28 protein-coding genes are annotated in these 22,797 nt (G+C 41.5%); all 28 read right to left on the reverse strand.

Annotated features, from left to right (window positions below; genetic code table 11):
- Positions 1-9: 9 nt before the first annotated feature.
- Complete coding sequence (locus ACOQON_RS10630) at positions 10-1,095, reverse strand: saccharopine dehydrogenase family protein (RefSeq protein WP_350204924.1); 1,086 nt, start codon at positions 1,093-1,095, stop codon at positions 10-12.
- Positions 1,096-1,100: 5 nt separating this feature from the next.
- Complete coding sequence (locus tag ACOQON_RS10635) at positions 1,101-3,185, reverse strand: copper-translocating P-type ATPase (RefSeq protein ID WP_420575415.1); 2,085 nt, start codon at positions 3,183-3,185, stop codon at positions 1,101-1,103.
- 12 nt (positions 3,186-3,197) lie between these two features.
- Positions 3,198-3,929 (reverse strand): PPK2 family polyphosphate kinase, encoded by a 732-nt coding sequence (locus tag ACOQON_RS10640; RefSeq protein WP_420575416.1) that lies wholly within the window; start codon positions 3,927-3,929, stop codon positions 3,198-3,200.
- A 6-nt stretch (positions 3,930-3,935) separates the two neighbouring features.
- Positions 3,936-4,625: a hypothetical protein gene (locus ACOQON_RS10645; RefSeq protein ID WP_420575417.1), complete on the reverse strand. Its 690-nt coding sequence runs from the start codon at positions 4,623-4,625 to the stop codon at positions 3,936-3,938.
- Entirely contained in the window at positions 4,618-5,514 is an 897-nt protein-coding gene (locus ACOQON_RS10650; protein WP_420575418.1) for a ribose-phosphate pyrophosphokinase, read from the reverse strand. The genes ACOQON_RS10645 and ACOQON_RS10650 overlap by 8 nt, the downstream gene beginning before the upstream one ends.
- Before the next feature lie 2 nt (positions 5,515-5,516).
- Positions 5,517-7,037, reverse strand: a complete 1,521-nt coding sequence (locus ACOQON_RS10655) for a thymidine phosphorylase family protein (protein WP_420575419.1) — start codon at positions 7,035-7,037, stop codon at positions 5,517-5,519.
- Positions 7,037-8,395, reverse strand: coding sequence for an MBL fold metallo-hydrolase (locus ACOQON_RS10660; protein ID WP_350204919.1), 1,359 nt, complete (start codon positions 8,393-8,395; stop codon positions 7,037-7,039). The genes ACOQON_RS10655 and ACOQON_RS10660 overlap by 1 nt, the downstream gene beginning before the upstream one ends.
- Before the next feature lie 23 nt (positions 8,396-8,418).
- The gene (locus ACOQON_RS10665) at positions 8,419-9,279 is read right to left on the reverse strand and encodes a restriction endonuclease (protein WP_348284275.1); all 861 of its coding nucleotides are present in this window, start codon (positions 9,277-9,279) and stop codon (positions 8,419-8,421) included.
- A gap of 148 nt (positions 9,280-9,427) precedes the next feature.
- Positions 9,428-9,847 (reverse strand): hypothetical protein, encoded by a 420-nt coding sequence (locus ACOQON_RS10670; RefSeq protein ID WP_348284274.1) that lies wholly within the window; start codon positions 9,845-9,847, stop codon positions 9,428-9,430.
- Positions 9,844-11,184 carry a dicarboxylate/amino acid:cation symporter gene (locus ACOQON_RS10675; protein WP_420575420.1) on the reverse strand — a complete coding sequence of 447 codons (1,341 nt, stop codon included), beginning with the start codon at positions 11,182-11,184 and terminating at the stop codon, positions 9,844-9,846. The genes ACOQON_RS10670 and ACOQON_RS10675 overlap by 4 nt, the downstream gene beginning before the upstream one ends.
- A 9-nt stretch (positions 11,185-11,193) precedes the next feature.
- On the reverse strand, positions 11,194-11,817 hold the full coding sequence (locus ACOQON_RS10680; RefSeq protein WP_348284272.1) for an L-2-amino-thiazoline-4-carboxylic acid hydrolase: 624 nt from the start codon (positions 11,815-11,817) through the stop codon (positions 11,194-11,196).
- Positions 11,818-11,858: 41 nt separating this feature from the next.
- Complete coding sequence (locus ACOQON_RS10685) at positions 11,859-12,242, reverse strand: hypothetical protein (RefSeq protein WP_420575421.1); 384 nt, start codon at positions 12,240-12,242, stop codon at positions 11,859-11,861.
- A 4-nt stretch (positions 12,243-12,246) separates the two neighbouring features.
- Complete coding sequence (locus ACOQON_RS10690; RefSeq protein WP_350222531.1) at positions 12,247-12,798, reverse strand: ion channel; 552 nt, start codon at positions 12,796-12,798, stop codon at positions 12,247-12,249.
- Between the two features lie 113 nt (positions 12,799-12,911).
- A complete protein-coding gene (locus tag ACOQON_RS10695) occupies positions 12,912-13,193 on the reverse strand; it encodes a DUF5676 family membrane protein (RefSeq protein ID WP_348284269.1) in 282 nt (93 codons plus the stop codon).
- Positions 13,174-13,404, reverse strand: a complete 231-nt coding sequence (locus ACOQON_RS10700; protein ID WP_420575422.1) for a hypothetical protein — start codon at positions 13,402-13,404, stop codon at positions 13,174-13,176. The genes ACOQON_RS10695 and ACOQON_RS10700 overlap by 20 nt, the downstream gene beginning before the upstream one ends.
- A gap of 10 nt (positions 13,405-13,414) precedes the next feature.
- The gene (locus tag ACOQON_RS10705) at positions 13,415-14,248 is read right to left on the reverse strand and encodes a universal stress protein (RefSeq protein ID WP_348284267.1); all 834 of its coding nucleotides are present in this window, start codon (positions 14,246-14,248) and stop codon (positions 13,415-13,417) included.
- 19 nt (positions 14,249-14,267) lie between these two features.
- Positions 14,268-14,480, reverse strand: coding sequence for an SHOCT domain-containing protein (locus ACOQON_RS10710; protein ID WP_348284266.1), 213 nt, complete (start codon positions 14,478-14,480; stop codon positions 14,268-14,270).
- A 199-nt stretch (positions 14,481-14,679) separates the two neighbouring features.
- Positions 14,680-15,939 (reverse strand): hypothetical protein, encoded by a 1,260-nt coding sequence (locus ACOQON_RS10715; RefSeq protein ID WP_420575423.1) that lies wholly within the window; start codon positions 15,937-15,939, stop codon positions 14,680-14,682.
- A gap of 26 nt (positions 15,940-15,965) precedes the next feature.
- Positions 15,966-16,499 carry a YceI family protein gene (locus tag ACOQON_RS10720; protein WP_350222536.1) on the reverse strand — a complete coding sequence of 178 codons (534 nt, stop codon included), beginning with the start codon at positions 16,497-16,499 and terminating at the stop codon, positions 15,966-15,968.
- A gap of 379 nt (positions 16,500-16,878) precedes the next feature.
- Positions 16,879-17,358: a hypothetical protein gene (locus ACOQON_RS10725; protein ID WP_420575424.1), complete on the reverse strand. Its 480-nt coding sequence runs from the start codon at positions 17,356-17,358 to the stop codon at positions 16,879-16,881.
- Between the two features lie 91 nt (positions 17,359-17,449).
- A complete protein-coding gene (locus ACOQON_RS10730) occupies positions 17,450-17,992 on the reverse strand; it encodes a cytochrome c (protein WP_350204909.1) in 543 nt (180 codons plus the stop codon).
- A 3-nt stretch (positions 17,993-17,995) separates the two neighbouring features.
- Positions 17,996-18,310, reverse strand: coding sequence for a hypothetical protein (locus ACOQON_RS10735; RefSeq protein WP_420575425.1), 315 nt, complete (start codon positions 18,308-18,310; stop codon positions 17,996-17,998).
- A 12-nt stretch (positions 18,311-18,322) separates the two neighbouring features.
- Positions 18,323-19,489 (reverse strand): hypothetical protein, encoded by a 1,167-nt coding sequence (locus tag ACOQON_RS10740; protein WP_350204907.1) that lies wholly within the window; start codon positions 19,487-19,489, stop codon positions 18,323-18,325.
- 12 nt (positions 19,490-19,501) lie between these two features.
- Complete coding sequence (locus ACOQON_RS10745) at positions 19,502-19,879, reverse strand: c-type cytochrome (RefSeq protein WP_420575426.1); 378 nt, start codon at positions 19,877-19,879, stop codon at positions 19,502-19,504.
- 231 nt (positions 19,880-20,110) lie between these two features.
- On the reverse strand, positions 20,111-20,704 hold the full coding sequence (locus ACOQON_RS10750; RefSeq protein WP_420575427.1) for a hypothetical protein: 594 nt from the start codon (positions 20,702-20,704) through the stop codon (positions 20,111-20,113).
- Between the two features lie 122 nt (positions 20,705-20,826).
- Positions 20,827-21,324, reverse strand: coding sequence for a hypothetical protein (locus ACOQON_RS10755; RefSeq protein ID WP_350204904.1), 498 nt, complete (start codon positions 21,322-21,324; stop codon positions 20,827-20,829).
- A gap of 5 nt (positions 21,325-21,329) precedes the next feature.
- Entirely contained in the window at positions 21,330-22,103 is a 774-nt protein-coding gene (locus ACOQON_RS10760) for an AraC family transcriptional regulator (protein WP_350204903.1), read from the reverse strand.
- Positions 22,104-22,183: 80 nt separating this feature from the next.
- Entirely contained in the window at positions 22,184-22,654 is a 471-nt protein-coding gene (locus ACOQON_RS10765; protein WP_420575428.1) for a hypothetical protein, read from the reverse strand.
- Positions 22,655-22,797: the final 143 nt, after the last annotated feature.

Below are 22,797 nucleotides of genomic sequence, written 5' to 3' on the forward strand. Positions count from 1 at the left end.
GTGGTTTCGTCAACTAGCTACCGGTAATCTATTGTCTAAATAAAAATCTATACCCTCCAGATCATCTACATAATCACCCAAATCAAATAACTCTTCGCTATGAAACACACCACTCTTTATTTCATTATCCAAGAGTAAACAAGCAGTTTTCACAGTTGCCATAGCAGTTCCATTAGCTTCTCTATGCCCAATGAGGGAAGCCTCCATCTGCACCATGGTGTCATACTCATAGCCATACGCTTTTACCTTGACAGCATAGACATCTGATCCGTATTTGAATGCGTTAAGCAAATGCTTATAAATACTTCTAACTGGCTTATATTTCAATAACTTGAAAAAACCTATTCTGGCAAGCAAAGCAAACAGGGCAGTAATTCTTCTGTTTTCAAAACAAATCCTTGTTCTAACACTACTTGCCCCAAGCGTTTCTGGCAGCACGTGTTGATCAGAAAAATTGAATGAATAGGTGGTATGTTTTCCAAGACCACCCGGAAACTGTGTTTGTTTTCCATCTCTAAAACTATTCACCTTAGTCAAACGTCCATTTAGTAAAATGGCATAGTCCCTTTGAATTGTATCTAAAATCCAGTTAATGGACGCCTCACCATGGTTGTCTCCCAAACCCAACAGCAAATGAATATCAATGTGGTCAACTTTTTCCATATATGATACACAGTGCTTGGCGAGTAGATTAGATAGCCCCGGATCCAACCCCACACTCACAATTCCGGTTGCCCCATGCCTAATGGCCATTTCATTAAGGTCCTTAATTTGCTCTATTAGCTTATAGGTAGCCGTTATATCAATATAATGGACACATTGTTCGAAGCACTGACGCACGAATTTGGCGTCTGGCATATCAACCACCATGATCACCAAAAGAATATCCTGTAGTTCCTCATTTGGAACCACTCCGGCAATATCAATTTGTCGGGCCAGCACTTTTCCTCCAGTGCTGGCCGCAAATTGACGGGCTTTTTCTAGGCTTCTACCTGCCGCAATCACCTGATCAGGATAATGTTCAGATAACCCCAGGCATATTCTGCCGCCTACATCCCCATAGCCACCTACAACCAATATCTTGTCTTTCTTCATTAGCACTACTTACCTATTTTCTTTTTGAGCAGCTGTGCATTGATAGCTACGATGATGGTACTCAAACTCATAAATACCGCACCTACAGCAGGCCCTAATACAAAGCCGGATGTGTAAAGCACCCCTGCCGCAAGAGGAATGGCAACAGCATTGTAGCCGGTAGCCCATATCAGGTTTTGGATCATCTTGCTATAAGTAGCCTTACCAAAAAGAATCAGATTGGCAATGTCTTGCGGGTTGCTATTGACCAAAATAATGTCGGCTGTTTCGGCCGCTACATCGGTGCCTGAGCCCACGGCAATACCTACGTTGGCCTGCGCCAGCGCAGGCGCATCATTCACCCCATCACCGGTCATGGCAACAAATTCATCTTTGGCCTGCAGGTCTTTCACAATTTCTACCTTCTGGTGTGGCAATACCTCTGAGTAGTATCCGTCCAGACCTAGTTCTTCACTTACTGCTTTGGCGACTATTTCATTATCACCGGTGGCCATCATCACTTTGATGTTGTTGTTTTTAAATATTTTGATCGCTTCGGCACTTTCCGGTCTGATCTCATCAGCCAGGGCGATGTACCCGGCCAGTTTATTATCCACCAGCACAAATACAACTGTCTCCGCAGCACTGCTGTAGGCACCATCTGGTATGGAAATGTTCTCATCTTTCAGATAACCCGGGCTCACTACTTTCACATCTTTCCCTTCCACTTTTGCTTCTACCCCTTTACCGGTAATGGCATTGAAGTTTTCCGGTTTGGGTACAGCTATGTCTTTCTCTTTTACTTTTTTGATAATACCAACGGCAATAGGATGTTCCGAACTTTGCTCCAAAGCACTGGAAAGCCTCAATAGTTCGTCTGCCTCAAATTGCTGATCTACCGTCTCTACACGGGTAACGCCAAAATCGCCTTTGGTCAGTGTTCCGGTTTTATCAAAAACGAGGGCCGAGATCTTTCTTGATTCCTCAAAAGCAGTCCTGTTTCTAATCAGCAGACCATTCTGTGCCGAAACCGCAGTGGATATGGCAACCACTAATGGTATGGCTAAGCCCAGCGCATGTGGACAAGCAATGACCATGACAGTAACCATTCTTTCCAGGGCATATACGAAAGGAAAGCCTAAAAACAACCAGGCAGCCAGCGTACCAAAACCAATGGCCAATGCAATATAGGTAAGCCACTTAGCGGCACGGTCTGACAAATTCTGCATTTTTGACTTAGACTTTTGCGCCTCTTGTACTAGCGTAATTACCTTATTGAGGTAGCTGTCTTTACCTGTATGCTCTACTTTTACTTTTAGTGAGCCATTGCCATTGAGTGACCCTCCGATTACTTTATTCTCCAGGCCTTTTTTTACCGGTTTGGATTCCCCGGTCAGCATGGATTCATTCAGGTAGCTTTCCCCCTCTACGATAATGCCATCAGCCGGAACTTTTTCACCGGGTTTAATCAAAATAATATCATCTTTTTGCAGGTCTTCCAGCTTCACATCTTCTACTGTGTCACCTTTGACCCGATGCGCTTCTGAGGGCATCATGCTTACCAATAACTGCAGGGCTTTTGAAGCTCCCAGTACGGATTTCATTTCCAGCCAGTGGCCTAATAACATGATATCAATCAGGGTGGCCAGTTCCCAAAAAAAGTCTTCTCCTTCAAGGCCGAAAACTGTTGCGGAACTATAAAAATAGGCAACACTAATGGCCATGGATATTAGGGTCATCATGCCCGGGGCACCTTCCTTCAGCTCATCCTTCAATCCTTTCAGAAAAGGCCAGCCTCCGTAAAAATAAACGATGGTAGAAAGCCCGAACAGAATGTAGGCATTGCCCGGCAGCAGCCACTCATACCCGAAAAACCCCTGGATCATTGGCGAAAAAACAAGTATTGGAATGGTAAGTACCAGGGATATCCAGAACCGCTTTTTGAAGTCCTCAATCATCATTTTATGATGATCATGTCCCATTTCACCATGCCCGGGGTTGTGACCCGAATGACTACCATGGCCGTGACCTTCATGTCCGGAATGATCTTCATGCTTTTTACTTTCTTCGTGCTTATGGTGTGTGTGATTATGCTCTTTATGATTTTCCATAATGACTATTTTTTATTTGTTTGGGTATTTCAGATTTAGTTTTTCAAGCTGTTCGGCTAAAATTTTAGCTGCTGTATAATTACGAAACCATCGCTTATCTGCAGGAATAATGTGCCAGGGCAAGTGATCACAGGCATTCAATATGGTATGATACGTTTTCCTGTAGTCATCCCATTTTTTTGGGATAAGTTCATCTTCTTTGGCATATTTCCATCGTTTGTGCGGTTTTGTTTTACGCTCCTCAATACGCTTTTCCTGCTCATTAGCCGATAGGTGCAGATAAAACTTTAAAATCAACGTATCATTGGCCAACAGATGATGTTCCAGTTCATTGATGAGGTTGATGCGGTGCTGCAAGACATCTTCTGAAAGGCTCCTGTTTGTAGCCGGAACCAGAATGTCTTCATAGTATGACCTGTTAAATACCCTGATCATACCTTTCTGGGGAAAATGTGGATAAACGCGCCATAAAAAGTCATGTTTGAGCTCATCAATTGTGGGTTTCTTAAACGATGTTACCTGCACGCCCTGCGGGTTCATGCCGCTAAAAGCGTGACGGATCGTACCGTCTTTACCGGAAGTATCAAGCCCCTGCAAGACAATGAGCATGCTGTATCTTCCATCGGCATAGAACTTATTCTGCAACAGAAAAAGCTCCTTTCGGAGTTTTTTCAAGGCTTTCTTTGTTTCCGCCTTATCGGCATCTTCCGGTGGCAGTGTTGATATGTGTTCTAACTCAACCATCTGATTTTATTCAATTTCTTTTGCGTTCTGTTCATATTTCATAGTAAACCAGGCCCCATCATCCTCTGTAAACTGCTGACGTTGCAATACGAAATCGTTAGTCAGGTATTCTTCCACGACATAGTTTATCGTTTTAATACGGATTCCCATCATGTATGCTTCAATAACAGCCTCACTACTTATTTTTACTGATTGGTTCACTACCTCCTTTTTCCTGTTTTTTATGGTGACCAGGCTTTTGGATCCGAAAAAACTTAACACCCCCGATTCAACACTCATCTTCAAATGAATATCTTTTAATTCTTCTCCTTTACCCAGTTCATACAGTTGCTGAAAGTCTTCTGAAGTGACATCCACTTTTATCTTCTCGTCATCCGGATCAGAAAAAGGAAATACATTCAATAACACATCAAACTCATTGGGATTGCACTTATATGTGGTTGTGTACTTTTCCGTAAGCCGGCCGCTTTCGTCATAGAGCTCGGTTATTACCTTTATCCGATAAGTTTTACCCTGCTGCTCTAACTCACCCGTTAAAAATATCTGCTTGCCCTGCAGGTCTCCATTTTGATCATAGTTTTCACGTACTATTCTTTTTTGCGCTATTTGCTCAATGAACATTTCTTTCTCCTGACCATACAAAATTGCAGGGGCAAGTTGCAGACACGCTATTAAGGTGAGTAGCGCACTACGCATGATGCTTCATCAGTTGGTTAATCTCTTTTGCCAGAATATCTGAAAGGTCAATCTGATTACTTTCATGAGGGATGGTGTTGCACGTGACGACCTGTTGTACCCCTGCATTTTTTAGATCCGCATAGGCTGAGCCAGCAAATACGGCATGTACCCCAACACAAACCGGTGGGTGCATTCCGGCTTTTTTTAAATGGCCGACTGTCTCTATCATCGTTCTGGCGGTGGAAATTATATCATCCACCAATACCGGGGTGTGGTCTTTGTATTTTGCTACATCGGGGACGGACACTTCCACATCCCTGTCACCATGCCTTACTTTCTCTAACACGGTAAAAGGTACCCCGGCTTCTTCTGCTACCTGGGAAACCCATTGCTCACTTTCACTATCCGGGCCGATGAATATCGGCTTTTCAATATTATCGCTCACCCATTTTGAAATGTGTGATGCCGCATGGATGAGTTTATTAGGTACGGTGTAAATCTCACTTAACGAACTTCTACGGTGAAGGTGTGGGTCAACGGTGGTCAACGTTTCTGCAAAGCCTGATATCAATTCAGCAAAATACGTAGACGTGATACCCTCTCCCGGATTAAACTGCTTATCCTGACGCATATAGGCCAGATAAGGCGCTACCAGGCACGTACAGGCAGCACCAAGTTCTTTGGCCGTCTTACTTAAAAAGTACAGGGGCAGCAATTTGGCATCCGGCTCGTGTAATGTGCATACCATTACCACGCATTTATCTTTAACCTCAGAGTGAATCTGCACATAACTTTCCCCATCGGGAAACTGCCGTATGGTTGCCTCTCCCTTTTCAGCCTTGAGGTGTCCGGCTATTTTATCGGTAAGTTCTTCATTGCCCGGTAGGGCAAATATTATCATTTCCATATTTATGACTCGTTGATTTTAATAATTTCTTTTTGTGTTTTCAGGTAAGAAAGGGCATATTCAAGCTCTCCCTGTGACTCAGCATGGATTTCAAACAGGGTATCGTTCTCTTCCACTTGAGTACCTAATGGCGTAAGCAGCAAAATGCCTGCTGTCATAACACTAGGAGCACCGGCCATCTTAGCAACTTTCGCCAGTCTGCGATTATCAATCTCTGAAACTATTCCTCTTACTGCTGATCTAATCTTATGCTTACGGGGCGCAACCTCAGGTTCTCTAAAAAACCCTTGTGCCTCGCAGATAGAGATGAATTTTTTGTAACCATCTCCGCTTTCTAATATTTTCATCGCCAATTGGCTGCCCTTACCTTCAAGTGCTTTTCCTCCCATTTCAAGTAATCTGCCTGCAAGTATTACCGCTCTTTCACGTAGGTCATTCGGAGCATTTTCTTCGTTTCTCAAGACAGACAAAACATCTTGTGCTTCTAAGGCAGGTCCAATGCCCCGCCCCACAGGCTGTGCGCCATTGGTCAATATTATTTCAATATTCAGTCCGATGGCCTTTCCTACGGCAACCATTTTTTCGGAAAGTTGCTCTGCAGTCTCTTTTGAACGCACTTTGGCTGTAGGGCCAACAGGTATATCTATGACTACATCAGTAGAGCCTGCTGCCGCCTTTTTAGAAAGCACAGAAGCGATCATCTGCCCTTCACTATCAATATCCAAAGCTTTTTCTACCCTGATGAGTATATCATCAGCCGGACTTAGCTGTACTGATCCGCCCCAAGCAAGGCACCCCCCCTCCTGTTCCACCACATTTTTCATTTGCCCGGTGGTGAGATTTACATTGGTGACTACCTCCATGGTGTCAGCAGTACCGGCTGGAGAAGTAATGGCACGGGAAGAAGTTTTAGGGATGGTCAACCCTGCTGCGGCAACAATAGATACTACTAATGGCGTAGTTCTGTTACCTGGCAAGCCACCTATGCAGTGTTTATCGTAAACCTTGCCCGAATCCCAGTCCAGTTTGAAACCCACATTGATCATAGACTTGGTAAGCAAAATAACTTCTTCCTGGTTGAGTGAATCTCCCGTACTGGAAGCCAGAAAAGCAGATAGTTGGATATTGGATAAATTCCGATTAACGATATCACCAATAATCCTGTCAAACTCAGTCTGGTTGAGCCTATGCCCGTATATCTTTTTTCGAACATCACTCATTGAATCCAAGGCATCTAGATGGCTCAGACTAAGCAAGTCACCTTCTTTTGTTTCCAGGGCTTCAATGGCTGCATCAGAAAGCCCCAATTGATCATGGTTTAAATGCGCTTTATTATCCCAAACGATGAGTGATGCCACGATGGTTTTATTTCCGTTTGAAACTTTTATACGATTTAACGCCTCAAACCCTTCGGACACACACACCGGACAGTCCTTGCGCATGAATACCATGTATTCGTTTCGGGCATCTATGCCTAATCTTACTAGTTTTAATACGTTATGCCGGGTATCCTTTGCTTCCATCACAATTCTACCTTTTGATTTATTTTGGGAATCTCACTGTCCCATTGGTATACTTCTTTGATGCGCTGCTGAAGGGCACAGGCTTGCTCTGTTTCTCCATGGATAATGAATAGCTTTTCGGGCTGTTTTTTGATTTCCGAAAGCCAGTCGATCAGATCTTTTTGATCTCCGTGAGCGCTCAGCCCTTCTATTTGTTCTATGTGCATGTTGAACGGTAGCCATTTGCCATAGACTTTGATTTTTTTGTCTCCTTCAAGCAGCTTTCTTCCCCGTGTTCCTTCTGCCTGGTAGCCCACAAAAAGTAAGGTATCCCTGCTATTACCGGATCGTGCCTCCATGTAATTGAGTATTCGTCCACCGGTCATCATACCACTTCCGGCAATAACGATTTTAGGTTTTTCATCTTTGCGTAGTGCTAGTGTTTCCCGAAAATTGCTCACAACACGAAAATGGGAACACATATCGTCACATTCTTCCGGGTCCAGCTTGTGCCAGTCTCGGGAGTAGTGAAAGAGATGAAGCACATTGGCTCCCATGGGACTATCCATGATCATCGGAATCTTTGGTATCCTTTTTTCTTTCAAAAGCCTCCAGATCATCAACATCATTAATTGTGTCCGCTCTACGGCAAAGCTGGGGATGAACACACTACCACCACGCTCCACTGACTCATTTATGATACGCTCCAGCTCGGGAATGATGTTTTCTTCGTCTCCATGAATCCTGCCGCCATACGTGGATTCAATCAATAGTACATCGGCTTTCTCCGGTTTTTTTGGAGGAAAAAGTAGCAGGTCTTTTTTTCTGCCTATGTCTCCGGAAAACACCACATATTTATGATGAAATTCCACCTCAACGGAAGTGGAACCAATGATATGGCCGTTGTAAGGCCATCTAACTCTGAAATCATCTTCAATTACATGCCATTTACCCTCAGCTACAGGGTTGAAAAGAGGTACCGTCTTTTCTACATCTTCCAGATCATAAAATGCTTCTGCCGGGTGATGTTTGCTATACCCATCCTTATTCGCTCGCGCAGCTTCTTCCTCTTGTATTTTTGCACTGTCCTTTAAAATGATCTCTGCAATCTTAAGTGTGGGGCCAGTGCCGTATATTTTGCCCCTGAAGCCTAGCTTGACCAATCTGGCCAGATATCCGGTATGATCAAGGTGTCCATGGGTCAATAAAACGGCATCTATAGTTTGTGGATCAAACTCTGGTTGTGCCCAATTAAGCAACCGCAATTCTTTCAAACCCTGGAATACCCCACAATCCACCATAAGCTTTTTTTTGCTCGTTTCAACCAAATATTTAGAGCCAGTCACTGTTCCTGCTGCTCCCAGAAATTTTATGGTCATTTTATCCAACATCTTTTAAACAATTAGTTATTACGTGCTTCTGTACTCAAACATATTTGTGTCCCTTCTTCTATGATCTTCGAAACCCGGCTTGGTGCTATCCCCATTTCCTCCAGTATTTCAGGTCGCTCACAGAGTTCTTTACACAGTACAATCATTTTATCAATGAGCTTTTGTTTTTCTGCCTTAGATAGGGTAGTCAGGCAGGTAACAGGGTGAAGACCAGAGAGGTTAATTCGGTCACGGATACTTCCTTGCTGTGGATAATCCCAACCAATAAGTATCAGGCCACTGCACTTACCATATCGAATGGCATCCTCCGTAAACCGGGTGTTAGTCACTACCCAACCCTCATGGAATTTGGTGGCATGTCCTTTACGTTTTTCCCATTGCGTTTTCACATCTTCAAACCGGGATCTGATATAGAGTGGAATTTTTACATCGCATTTATACCCTTGCCGATTGTGGAATTTGCACTCCACCATGAAGTGTTTGTTGTCTTTTTCGGCCTCTACATCTATTTCATGCGTTACACAATGCCCCTGAACAATCACACCTACTTTGGTACGATAACCCTGATGCTTCAAAATTTCACCCACAAACTTCTCAAAGGGATATCCTGTGGGGCCTAGCTCCATAATGGCCTGCTTGATCTTATACCTGCCTGCAACGGGTTTTGAATGCTTTCGGAGCATAGAGAACGCCTGGCTGTAGATTTTCTTCGTAGACATTCCATCGACTAACTGCTTTTCTATTTCGTCAATGATAAGGTCTACAATAGCTAAACCGGCTCCAGCTCTTTCAAGGGATTGTCTGAGCTTCGTTGGAGAGAAGGGCGCCTTTTCTCCGGAAGCCTTGGTAATAAAAACATTCTTTTCAGGCATCTACATCTACTCTTAACATCTACTGTTAAAGATATAAGAGCAGCATTCCAACCCTTTACGAAATTATATATTCGATGTATGAAATTTTGTTATTGCTTAATAGTAAGATAGATCGATATCAGCATTTATTAACGTTGGATATTATTCACTACGTTGGCTGTTTAAGTCTGCTGGAAATTAAAACTGATATGACTGGTGTAAGGGTTATTTGCAACCATGGGGATACCCCTACACCTAGAAGAGGTAATACCGGCATTTGTTCGTTGTATTGCCACCAATTCAGTAACAATGCGGTTTTTTCGGCTATCAAGGCTACAATCGCACCAATCAAAAGCATCCATAAGAGATGATTTGCAGAAGGTTTTTGCCCCCATTTTATATCATTCGCAATTTGAGCGACTACAACATATATAATAACAACTAAGGCCACATCCCCAAGACTACACAGAAAGTAGCCCATGTTTTTCATCCAGGAAATAATGGTGGTATATAGGCCATCATGCAAATTCTCCCACATGATATTAAGTAGGAAAGCAGATACAACTAATTTGATGAAATACTGCTTCATTTGACCTCAACATTTACTTTTAAATCGGAATCGTTATTCTGCCATTTATCAAATAGAATACAAGCCGTCAAATCTCCTGTAACATTGACCGCTGTTCGAAACATTCCAAGTAACCTTTCTACACCTATAATGATGATAATCCCTTCGGCCGGAATCCCTGCGCTACCTAGTACGGAAGCCAGTATCACTACACCGCCACCCGGAATGGCCGGGGTTCCTATAGACGCTGCAACTATGGTGACGATCACTACAATAATATTTAACAGGCTCATTTCCAGTCCGTACGCTTGGGCAATAAATAAAGTGGTAATGGTTTGATAGAGTGCTGTACCATCCATGTTGACGGTAGCTCCTATGGGGATAATAAAGTTGCTGATTGCCGGGTCAACTTTTAGCTTCTCTTCTGCTGTCTGCAATGACAGTGGCATAACGGCTGCTGAACTGGTGGTGGAAAATGCCAAGAGTTGTGCATCTTTTATCTTTCCTAAAAACTTCAACGGATTTCTCCTGCCCAGTAAACTTACCATCAGTAAATAGACACCTACAAGAATCAGTAAACCAAGTAGCACTACGACTACATAATAGCCTAGTCCCGCAAGCGAGCTTAAGCCTACACTAGAGGTAAGCTGAGCCATTAGTCCAAAAACAGCCACCGGTACCAAAATCATTGCCCATCTTACTACAGTCATACAAATCTCCTGAATGGCACTTAGCAGCAACTTTACCGGACGCAATAGGTCTGAAGGCAATGAAAGTACAGCCACTCCAATGATAATGGTGAAAATGACAATACTCAACATTTCTCCACTGACCATTGAAGCCAGAGGATTTTCCGGTAGTAAATCCGTAATGATACGTGGCATATCATTGATACCAAAAGACAATTCCGCACTGTTGGCTTCTTTTGCTAAAGCCTCTTCATGTTCGGCTGCTGCCTGCTCGTGCAAGTAGCGGCCTGGCTTAAATAGCATGGCCAACACACTACCTATGCTTACAGAAATGATAGTTGTGGCAATAAAATACAGGAGGACCCCCCCGCCAAGTTTTTTCAGGTTGTCTTTGTCATTGCTGGCAATGCCAGTAATGATAGATGCCACAATCAATGGGATCATGATCATCTGTACCAGTTTGAGAAATAGCATTCCGGGAAGGGCCAGCCAGTTGCCTAAAACATCGGCAGTGGTTTTACTTACCCATTCATTTTGTGGACTTAATAAAAGGCCGAATCCCACTCCCAGGAAAAGCGCAATGATCACCTTAAGCCATAGCTTACCTTCTACCAGTTTTTGAAGGTAGGTATTGAGTGATTTAAGTGTCTTTATTTCCGTATCAAACATTTGATTGCTTCATTTCACAATCCATCGAAAATCGCATTTTTTGGCTCCTGCTGCTATGCTTCCAGTTCTCTTTAATTCAGCATCCCACATATTGGCCAATGGATAATCAAGGTCACACCACGTTTTTGCACAAAAGTCAGACAAGCCTCTTGCCTTGAAGTACTCAGCTACCGGACATTTTAAACAATCGAAACCTACCACATTATCACCGGCAGGCACGTCACTCCATAGATATGAAGGGCTATTAAAGGGGAATGTCCTAAATAGCTTTGTTGCTTTTAAAAGTCTGCTGTAACTGTTCAGACTACTCCATCCTGCCAGCCGCCAGGAGAGTCTGCCCATTTTTTTGTAGATTTTCCAGGCAATATTGTAAAAGAGTTGGGTAGTTACTTCTTTACTTATGCCTCTTGAAATTAGTTCCTCATAAAACGCCGTGGACATGGCGGACAGGTGGATCATTATAGTGCCTCCCATTGTAGGCATTTGGGATATCTCCAGCTTTAGAACCTGATATCTTTGCCAATAGTTTCGAAGGATATCAAGTATTTCACTTCTTTCAAAATATGGTGAAAGAACATGCATTGCTGCTTTAGCAGCTTGCCTTCTGAACCAGAATAGAATCAGCCTTCTCATGGTCTTTTTTTTAATTTATCCCTAAACTTCCATTGGTCTTTCTAATTGATTTTCCGCTTTATTAAAAGAGTAGCTAGTGGTTCTGTGCTTTTCATCTCCTGCAGGATAAATTTCATTTTCCGCTCCCTGTATGTTTCTACATTTTGTGCAGCTATATTCTTTGGGGTACAATCTACCGCCAGGTCTACCACATCCAACAAATCTGTCATGGTGCCGGTTATCGAAACATCGGCCTGTTGCATCTTTGCTTTGGTATCTTTCGGTGCTACATAAACGGGCAAACCTTTTTTTATGGCAGTTTTAATACGCCAGTCGCTGAACACATCACATACTCCGAAAACCAATACGTCATCTTGTCGTACGATCGCATCCGCTACTCTATTGCCGATTACGCCATATCCAATAAGTGCTATTTTCCTTTGCATGGTATTATTGATTTTTGATTGTAGTATGAATGTTATTTATGTTGGACAGTCCGAATACGATCAACACAAAGCTTTGACCAATCTCCATCATCACTAAAATTTTTGCAGGGGTAGTAACTGGCACAATATCTCCATAACCAATGGCCGCAAACGTGACTACACTGAAATAGAAGGTTTCAAATAAGAAATCAAAATAGCTGAAGTTATTGATTGCATTTAAGCCATTGATCTGAAAGGAATATCTATCCGAAGCTATCAGGCAGGTAAAGTCTGCGGCATATGAAAAGACAATTAGGATAACTAATAACCCAAATATCCATAGCAACTGCCCAAAGGAGTGGCATGTTTTGATGGACTTATTTACCTGCTTGAAGGTGAAAAATGTAAAATATGAGGTCTTGATCAGTGCTAAAAAAATAACGAGGTAGGTCACCCAACTAAGCCCATGATCTACGAATTGCATGAGGTAGACATATACAATTGCTACTATCACCACCAATATAATGGCGGGACGTAAACGCTTTAGAAGCAAGTTTAGGAATTTACCAGAGTTCATTTGACTATATTTTGCTGGTTATAACAAAAAAGAAAGATCATCCCTCCTCGAAAGCAGGAATGATCTAGTAATAACCAACGAAGGCTATCCTTAACATACAACCACCTTGGTAATCATCGATATTTTTTATTGAACGAGATGTTGTAAACGGTTGCTACCAACGCACCGAATAACCAACTCAGTACAAACATTTCTACCAAACCAATCAGAGCCTCAGTCCAAGGGACATCCATCCGTATAATCGCACTGGTATCCAGACCATGCAGCAGGCTGTTGAAAAAAAGGATGGTACCATCCCGGCCTACTGTTGCCATTAAAATGATACAACCCAGGTAGAATAATGCTCCTACTACCCCCCAGGCTAGTGCAAATTTCTTAATGTCGATGTGTTGCATGATCGTCTTCGTTTTTAGATTGTTGTTCTTTATGGCCTACATGCCCTGCATGGTTTCTGTGTCCTCTGAGCATAAATAGGTGGGCCACAAAAAAGACAATGAGGAAAATAAATAGTGAATTGGTGCCATTGAAACCAAGAACCGGTAATAGGAATAGTAAAAGGAATATTCCAAAACAGCCGATTAGCATCCAAATCATATGGTTTTTCATAATAATAAATTTAAGAGCTCAAGTTTATGCTTAACACAGGGATTTCCGTGTGATTTACCAGGCTCTCGGTAATACTTTTGCTTATAAGTCGAAGAAATCCTGACCTGCCATGTGTTGTAATTGCAATCAGGCCTGCACCTATGGAATCTACAAATTGCATAATCCCACGTTCCTCATTTAATGAATTATAGATGTTAAGAGTACATGATCCTCCTCGCGGACATGTCCTGTGAAAGTCATGCATCTTAGCCATACTTTGCTCTGTTTCTTCAAATGAAAAAGGAGTGTTCACATAGAGAAGGTGGATTTTTGAATCATTGAGATCAGCAAATTCTACCACAGTTTGAAATGGCTGCTTAACATCAGACTCAAAACTTGAAGGAAATACAATATTTTCAACTGGCCAAACGGATCCCTCTTTTACCACCAATACCGGAATGGTAGCATCCCGAAGTATCTTTTGAGCGTTTGAACCTATGAGCAGCTCCTTTGCTCCAGTTGCACCGCTTGAACCCATTACAACGAAATCATGATGGTGAAAAGGAATATGTTTCAAGATCTCCTCCCTTCCTTCATCAAACACTAAGAATTGCTCAGCTTTTAATCCCTTATCCTCTGCCTTCTTCACAAGTCTGGAAAGCTCCCCTTTAGCATAACCAATTTCTTTGAGTGTTTCAGGATAACGTTCCTCCCTTTCTTTGTTTAGAGTTATCCAAGGTACCGGAGTGTATTGGATATGTAGAAAATGAATTTCCGAATTAGTTTGTTCGGCAATCGCAATGGCAATCTCTGAAGCTCGATTAGCAGCTTTTGAAAAATCCGTAGGGACCAAAATGTTTTTCATCTGATAAATTCCTTTGTCGTCAGTTTTGCAGATCTTTCCTCATATCCTCAAACTGTTGCCGATCTATTTCTCCACTGGCATATCTCTTTTTCAAAATGTCTAAAGGGGTTTCCTTTTTGGTGCGCTGACCAGGAATGTCCCATGGGGTTACAAAAATCCAAATGATGAAGATCACCCATACGACCCACCAGAAAATGTGCATGCCCCAATAATGTCCTTCGAATAAATGCATAACTCACTGGTTTAATATTATTAAAAACAGGATTTTCCTATGATTCAATGTAGTCGATTGATACTAAAGTTAGTTTAGATATTTTGTGATTAATGTATGATATTTTGTTTTTTTAATCGACAGTAATTGAAGTAAAAAGAAAGGACTTATCTCCCGATAAGTCCTTTAACAACCTACATCACTACTAACTACTAATTCCTTAAAAACCGATTGTCGCCTCGATCACAATTCCGTCGAACTTAGCTCCCTGAAACCTAGTTCCATTCCAACCGTCACCTTCATACTTATGAGTGACATATTCCAATTTAGTTGCAATGTTTTGTGTCATAAACCATCCAAAACCAAGATTTAACCTGTTTACATCACTTGCTGGCAGTCCATCTGCAAACTCACCTGTCACAGAGTTATATCTACCTCCAACGTAAAGTTGTTCTGTAGTTCCAAATCTGTAGAGTAGCTCTGCGCCTAATTGTGTGAAGCTTCCACCCGTTGCATCATCACCATTAGATGTTTTTTCAAACACACCGAAGAATTCAAGACCACTATATTTAACAAATGGGTTGATTTGGAATGCCGTGTGGTAAGCAAAACCAGGATTCAACCTTGGTAAGAAGGCACTACCACCATCATTGATTCCTTCTAATACATTATAGTATCTAGCACCTGCCCTATCACCATTGTAGAGATAATCTCTCGTACCTTTATCACTACTGCTGTATAAAGACCCTGTCAGTCTGAACCTTAGATCATCATTCATTTGCTTATCATAGCCCAGTTTGGCATAAAACACGCGACCGTCATCTCCTGCAGTTGGGCTTTGATTCAAACGTCCATTGGACAACCCTAAAAGACCAATTATTCCATTGTTTTGAATAGTAACTTCCAAGAATGGCTCAGTTGTAAAAGAATCCATGATGTAGTTTCCTGCAAATGGATTATAAATTGCCCTAGCATTATCAGAGCGTCTAAAGTGGGTATCACCGTAGTTGATTTCATCCATACCCACTTTAATGGTGGCCATTTTCATAAATCCGCCAAGGAATCCAGGGCTTATGAAATCCAGTTTATCCATTTGGAGATACCCCCCTTTTACATAGGCTTCTGTATGGTTTCTGGAAGATAAATAAGTTCTCAAGTGCATACGAACACCGTCAGCTAGCTGAACGTCAAAGTTCAGGTTTGCTGTTGGTAAAGAAAAATTATTTGAAAGCTCTACCAATGTGTCTCCTACCAAGTCATTCTCTTGAGAAATTCCCTGGAACATGAAAGAAAAGTCACCACCAACACGGAGTTTTAATCCGTCGTATTTTACTGTGTCTTCTTTACTTGTTTCGAAGACATTGACGCCTCTCTTATCGTTGTACCTGTAGTACTGGATTGAGGGAAACTGGGCGTAGACTGCTACCGTTCCAAACAGCATCAGGGTCGCTACTATGTGTTTAAAAAATGAAGTTTTCATAGTTCAGGTTATTTATAAATGAATAATTATTTAGTTAAAAAAATGTCATAGTGTATCACCACCTCATCACCAGTTTTAAGCGTACCAAACATGGCAGTTGGTGGGGTTATGTCAAAATCGCTCATTTTAAGTGGGACTTTGCCTTGTAGCTGCATTTCCGCGCCATTTTTGACAATTTCAGCATCCAGGTCTATTACTCTTGATTCTCCTCCAATAACCAAATTCCCTTTCCCCACAATACTATTCCCACTGATCTGTAAAGTCTTGGCAGAGAAAATAATTTCAGGATAGTCGTCGGCTTGTACAGCATCGTAAGCTTTGTCGTCCATGATAGACTTTCCGCTTTCCATAGACTTGGCTTTAATGGTTGCTTTAAGATTCTGAACTTGCGTGTGAGTAATTACTCCGGTCACATTAAATTCATTGACTGTCATCTCCCAGTCATGCAGAGAAGAAGTTCCGGTTATTTTCATGGAACTTCTTTCAGGGTGAAAGTGCAACTGAGCATAAGCACTGTTGGTAATAAAAAGCAATAAGACTACTCGTATATATAGGGCCATATCAAATATTTTTTTTGCTCAGACTCTTATAATCTGATATTTATAAGGTGAAGATACGAGGGTTATAAGGTGGATATTTATCAAATTTTGAGTGATTTTTATGAAATGCTGAAACAATGATTTAAGTCATTGGAGTGCCTGTAATTCATCAATATTATGGGCTGTATTCACTCATGTTAAAAGAGATGAGCTAAACATTTCCTAGTCTGAGTTGATTAGAAGTTGCGTACTTTTAGCGGATTCTTTCGGTAGTTATTGGCAAAACAGATTGAATGATTAGTCCTGCATTACCACTCTGCAAGGAGTATAGTAGTACAAGCTTCTCCTCAGAATACTTCTTTCCCCTGAATGTTTTGCCATCATGATTCTGGTGGTTCAGCTAAAAATCATTTATCCCGGCATCATCAAGGATGACATGATTAAGTACTGCCTGGAACAGGTGCAACTCTTGTACTTTCCCAAAGGGCTTCATTATCAACTCTACCCCATCAATGGGTTGTAGCTTCAGCATCAAGTAACAGGCTAATGTTTCACTCCCGTCATGATGGCGCAACTCACCATTACCCGACATATAGTATACTTTTTCATCATAGTATAATTCGCCTTTTGTAGAAAAGTTCCAGTCCGGGTGGGGTTGTGTTTCGATCTTGGGTATGGAGAGCCGGGTGGTAATTTTTGCATCATGATCTGAAAAGAAACGGTTGGTTGGGACAATATCTTCCAGGCTATCGTCCAGTTTAAAACTCAAATCCACAGTCGCTTTTTCATAATCCAGCAATACAATGATATTATTGAATCGGTAATTTTTTAACGAATCTCCTTCATAGGTTTTAATTACCATAAAACCTTGCCTGGTCATATAAGTTTTTTGTGCAACCACCGACCCGCTGCTAACTAGTAGCCCAGCTAACAACCAAAGCTTCACTTTTATTTTTAAATATTGTATCATGTTATGATCTAGTGGCCCACCAAATACCGATTCCCATGACAGTCAGTGCTCCAAAGGCAACCAAAATGCCAGTCATCATTGCTTTTCGGGTAGCCGCTCTCTGTTCTGCAGGTAGCCCTCCTTTAGCTTGCTTTGCAACACTAGGTCGGGCAGCAACCCTTTTTTCAGTCACAAGCGGTTCTGGTTCTGGTTTACCCTTACTCACTTTGGTAATATGATCAAGTAAAGCATCAATTTGCTCATCACTTAGTGGCACTGGAGGCATGGGTATCATGTTGTATGCATTGAAAACAGCCACCGCCTTTTCGTCACCTTCCTCAATCATAGCCTGAGACTCACGAATAAACCTTGTAATCCATTGCTTAGCATATTTTTCGGTCACCCCCTCTAGATCAGGCCCTACCAACTGGCCCTGACCGATCGTATGACAGGCGGCACAGTTGGTAGCAAATATGGCCGACCCATCTACCTCCTGAGGATAGCTTCCATAGCCTAATATCAATAATCCAAAAATCAAGAAATATTTTATGTTACTTTTATTCATTGATCAATTGGCCGATTGAATAAACTCTAAAATCTTTTCCGCTTCCACTCGTGTAAGTTGTGCACGAATCTCCATGTGCTTAACAGCCACATCCCATTCTACATCACTAAAGGTGGCAGGGGAAGCAGTATTGTGGCATCTGATACATGACTCTGCCCAAAGCTGAGCGCCACTTTTCTGCAAAACATACTCAGGAGTTCCCTTGGAAGTATTGTCAGTACTGCTCGTTGCGCTTTGCTGGGAGGCACACTGTGTGAAAACCAAGGACAAAAAGGTAACAGCAGTTATTAGTAGGAGTATTTTATTGAAATTCTTCATTTTCGTTAAATTTTAAAAGCCCAGGGTCCATTGAATATAAAAGGTACTGACATCCAGTTCTTCAGGTTCCTCGCCTCCTTCTCCATGCCCTCCGGAAACGTTATCCATCTGATAGGCAAATTTGATGGCTGTTCTCCAATCGATCCAGTAGTTCAGCCCAATGGCCAACTGGGTGCTTTCTGACTCCCATGGTGCTTCTTCCGGAGTGTTGAGTGTGGAATACCGCCCTACTAGTTCCAGGTTTTTAACAAACTCGTTGGAGCCAAATGTTGGGCGATAGCCGAGCTGAAAGAAACTGGAGTTGGATTTGTTGTCAAACGTGTATGACTCCATCACACTGTCCTCTTCAACTGTGTATGTCTGGTCATCAATATTGATGAAGTTTACCTGGCCTTTTAGATCAATCACACCACCTAGAAAAGATACCTTCCTTACATAGGTCCAGTCAAACGCATACATAAAAGCGCCCACATCTTCTAATTCAGAGTCACGGTTGCCCAGCTTGGCTGATTGAGCAGAAAACCCAACTTCCAGCGACTGATTCCGAAGAGGGAACACCCCCAGACGACCACCAATAGCCTTGTTGTTATTGTTGTCCTCATCACCCTCATGCACAATCATACCTACCTCTTCTGCTTCGTCCTCACCGTCCTCAATGCGTGGGCCGTTCATTACATAGAGTGAGTAGTTGAACTTCATTCCTCCGAGATAAGAGGCACCTCTTAACTCTGCTCCCAAGTCTGAGGTGGGGAGAATTCCATCGTGTCCATACCCTAGTGGGACTGTTGGCAGCCTGTTGATCCATGAAGGATGCAGTCTGTCGAAAAAGATCCCAAAAGGAATAAGAATTTTACCAGCCCTAAGGTTTAGGTTGGGTGCGAGGCTATAATTAAAATTGGCATATTCTAGAGCTACTTCTATCTCACCATCCTCTACGGCAAATTCCAATTCACCTTCGAAGAACAGTTTGTCTGATTGCTTGTAAAGAAATAAGGGTACAAATCGTGCATTTCCGAAGGTAGTTTCCTCATCATTTGACATGAATGTCGCATCTGAGTAGCCACGCAGCAAAAACCTACTGTTGCCAGGTTGGGAGCTAAGGCCACCTTGGTTCTGTGCATTGATATCAACCAAAGCACCTATGACCAAGGTTAGACTAATTAGGTATTTATATTTCATAAGCCAGTAGTTTTATTGTTTCAGTGTTCTTAAGTAGCTGACCAATTGCCATCTTTTCTCTTCAGAAAGAGTAGCTTTATAGGATGCCATGGGAGCCCTACCCTCTGTGATTTTCCAGAAAATAGCTCCATCACTTTGAGCATGAAAGGTCGCTGTAATCAAATTAGTGGGTTTTGGGTTGAGAGCAGCTCCAGCTACTCCATCGCCTTTGCCCTTTTCTCCGTGACAAATGGCACACATGGTGGCAAAGATTTTTTTACCCCCTTTAATAGCTTCTTGCTGTCCAGCTACTGGGTTTTTGAGCTTATCTGCTTCAGGAGGAGCTTTCCACTTATCCTGAGATATTCCACCTATAAAAATTAAGAATGCAATTACAAAAGCGCTTTTCATTTCAATATCTATAATGTCCTAAAAAATGGGAGACACTTTCATGCCTCCCCATGTTAAATCACTACCCTCTCTACTAATTAAGGAGAAGACTAAAAATTGAGTGACTACTAATTCACCTAAGTAAACTTAGGAGCAAATCCTTCTCACTATTTACCTTATTGTGGTTATGATTTAAGGAATTATGAAAGGATGAATGGATACCTTTTGTTGCAGAGACCAGACCCCAAAAAGCTAATCATTGGAAGTTTTTTCTCGCTTAATAATAGGGTTGAGCAGAGTAGTAATGATATGAATGTTCACTATAGGATACCCTACCATTTCGTCAAACGGTTCGCCAAACCATTTGGATTCTATACCTGTGGATAAGGTAACTTCATATCCTTTAGCTTCATTTGCAGGCGAAAAATCAAAGCGACCTGCTGCTCTGACAGGTCCTCCCACATTGTTATTAAATATTCGGCCAATAAAAGCAAACTGGAGGAAGTCAGCACCAGCATTTTGAATGTTTTTCTTGGATACATTTCCTCTTATTACAAACTCTGCTTTGTTTTTCTTAAAGAGTTTTTTTGTTAGCTTTTTATCTTCTGCTACAAATGACCGGACCGGGAAAGTGATCCAAATGGTTTCTTTCTTTTTATTGTATATAATCTCCACTTTATCAGTTGAGGCTGATGCTATTTCACCTGAAACAGCAAAATAGATATTTGCCCTTCCAGTGGAACTGGTATAGTACTCTTGCCCTTTTACAGGGTGATAGGCAACTAAAATGAAAACCACACTCGCCAGGCAAGCCAGAAAATATTTTTGGGAGGATATAAATAACACCGGTTGAAAGTTGTGTATCGGAAATAAGATTTTATGCAATCTTAGGTTTTGTTGCCCACCCCTGTTTATCAAATTCTGGGTATGATTTAAGAGATTCTACATACTCAGTTAAATTTAACTCGCTACTCACAGTACCAGAGTAGCTTGTTAAAATAGAAATAATCCAGGCTATTTATTCTATTCTCTTCCTTAAAAAGATCTATTTTACCCTTGAGGGTTTCATAGGAAAAATTATTTTCCCTTTTTTGCCACCCGGAAATAAGCGCTTTTCTTTCATCCCATATGGGGAAATGATCCGGGGCATGTGCACATAGAAAGGTAGAGGTAATGAATTTGGCACGATCCAGGTAAGAAAGGTCATGAACGAGTATTTTAAAAATATTGAGATCTCCGTCCCTGACCGCATTTTTCACATCACTGTCAGCCATACTATTTAAGAAATAGTTGTATTGATAATCCGGGACTAATCGCCTTAATCCTAACACACCTATCTTACCATTCAGGGTGTCCATGTCCCATGCTCCAACGTTTTGCTTGATATATGCTAAAGCCTTTTTATCAGACAAAAAATATCCTTTTAAAGAATTGAATTTCTCTAAACCCGACTGTATATTTTTCATCTCAACTATCTAGACACGTGGATGCTATACTTACTGGAATTAGCCACTGAAATTAGTAAGGAAGTCATCGATAAATCCTTTTTGCTATTTCCTGAGGATGATCTACTAGATGTTTTTCTTATGCTAGAAGAACCATTTTTTCTACCACAATTGCAATCTTCACAACCACAGTCGCAATTTTTCTTCTCTGGTTTTTTTACAAAAGGCTCCTTCCCATTGCCGGAATTTGTCAAAGATGCTTCCCATTCCCTTTTGTATTGGGACAAGGATATGCCGGTATACTTTTTAAACTGGCCGGAAAGATAGTGAATGCTACTATAGCCCACATTCACAGCTATCTGGCTAAGATTTAGTTTGCCTTGCTTAATTAGTTCTTTTACTTTATTTGTTCGTAATGCAATAAAGCATTGTTCTATGGTTTCACCTTTGAATTGACTATAAATCTTGCTCAACTGATGGTAATTACGACCAAGCTCCAGGGCTATGTATTCGGATAACTTGCGCTTTTGACTCAAAAGACTAATATTTTCCAAATAATCATGAATGGCCATATCTATTTCTGTGACCAAAACTTCATTTTGATCTCTGACGAGTCCCAGATCCAGTGTTTCCAATTTTTGATTTACAGTATCCAGGTCTAAAGGCTGGTCAGCCGCTATGACCGCATAACCTAATTCGACTTCTAAGTATTTGATTTCAAGCTCTGCTAAAATCTGTTTTACTACATGGATGCATCGTGGGCATACCATGTTTTTTATTTGTATGGTGAAAGTTTTCATTACAATATTGATTTTCGTTAAAGGAAAAATTCGAGGCAGGCACAAATGAGGATTTGCCCACAGAAATCAATATTGTCGGTCTAACAGAGGAATGATTGGAAAAGAATACGCGCGTACAGTCCTGCTACCGGTGGTGAAAGTGCGTTATTAAGTGTATGAGGGTTTATTTCTTTATATGTATAGGGTATATTGTAGGTTTGGCTCCAAGGAAGTTCAAGCGTTACCACAATCTTATCTAAGTCAAATATGGGTAACTCGTGTTTTACCAGACTTGCGTAAAATTGGCTGGTCTCTTCTTCGCAGCAGTCTTCATCGGAAGACTTATTGTGATCATGGGATTTATCTACAGGTGGTATATCTTCATGATCGTGAACATGGTGGTTATGAGACTCTTCAATTGCTACCCCATGATCATGGTGTCCATTGTCTTGGTGTGTGTGAGCGTTATTAATGACACCAAAGTCGCATAAAAAATCACATATAAAAACAACTGAAAATACGGCTAGCACACACGTGGCTAGTTTCTGTCGGTTGCTATGTAATATTTTCATAAACATAATAGTGTCACTCTGCTACATAAGATGCTACAAATGACCTACATCAAGATAATTATAACAATGATTTTTATCAACCATTTGCATGATATTTAAACAATGGGCATGTACTATCCCAAGGAAATATCTTGGGTTTAAGA

It is taken from the genome of Ekhidna sp., from assembly GCF_965221965.1.
Taxonomy (GTDB): Bacteria; Bacteroidota; Bacteroidia; order Cytophagales; family Cyclobacteriaceae; genus Ekhidna.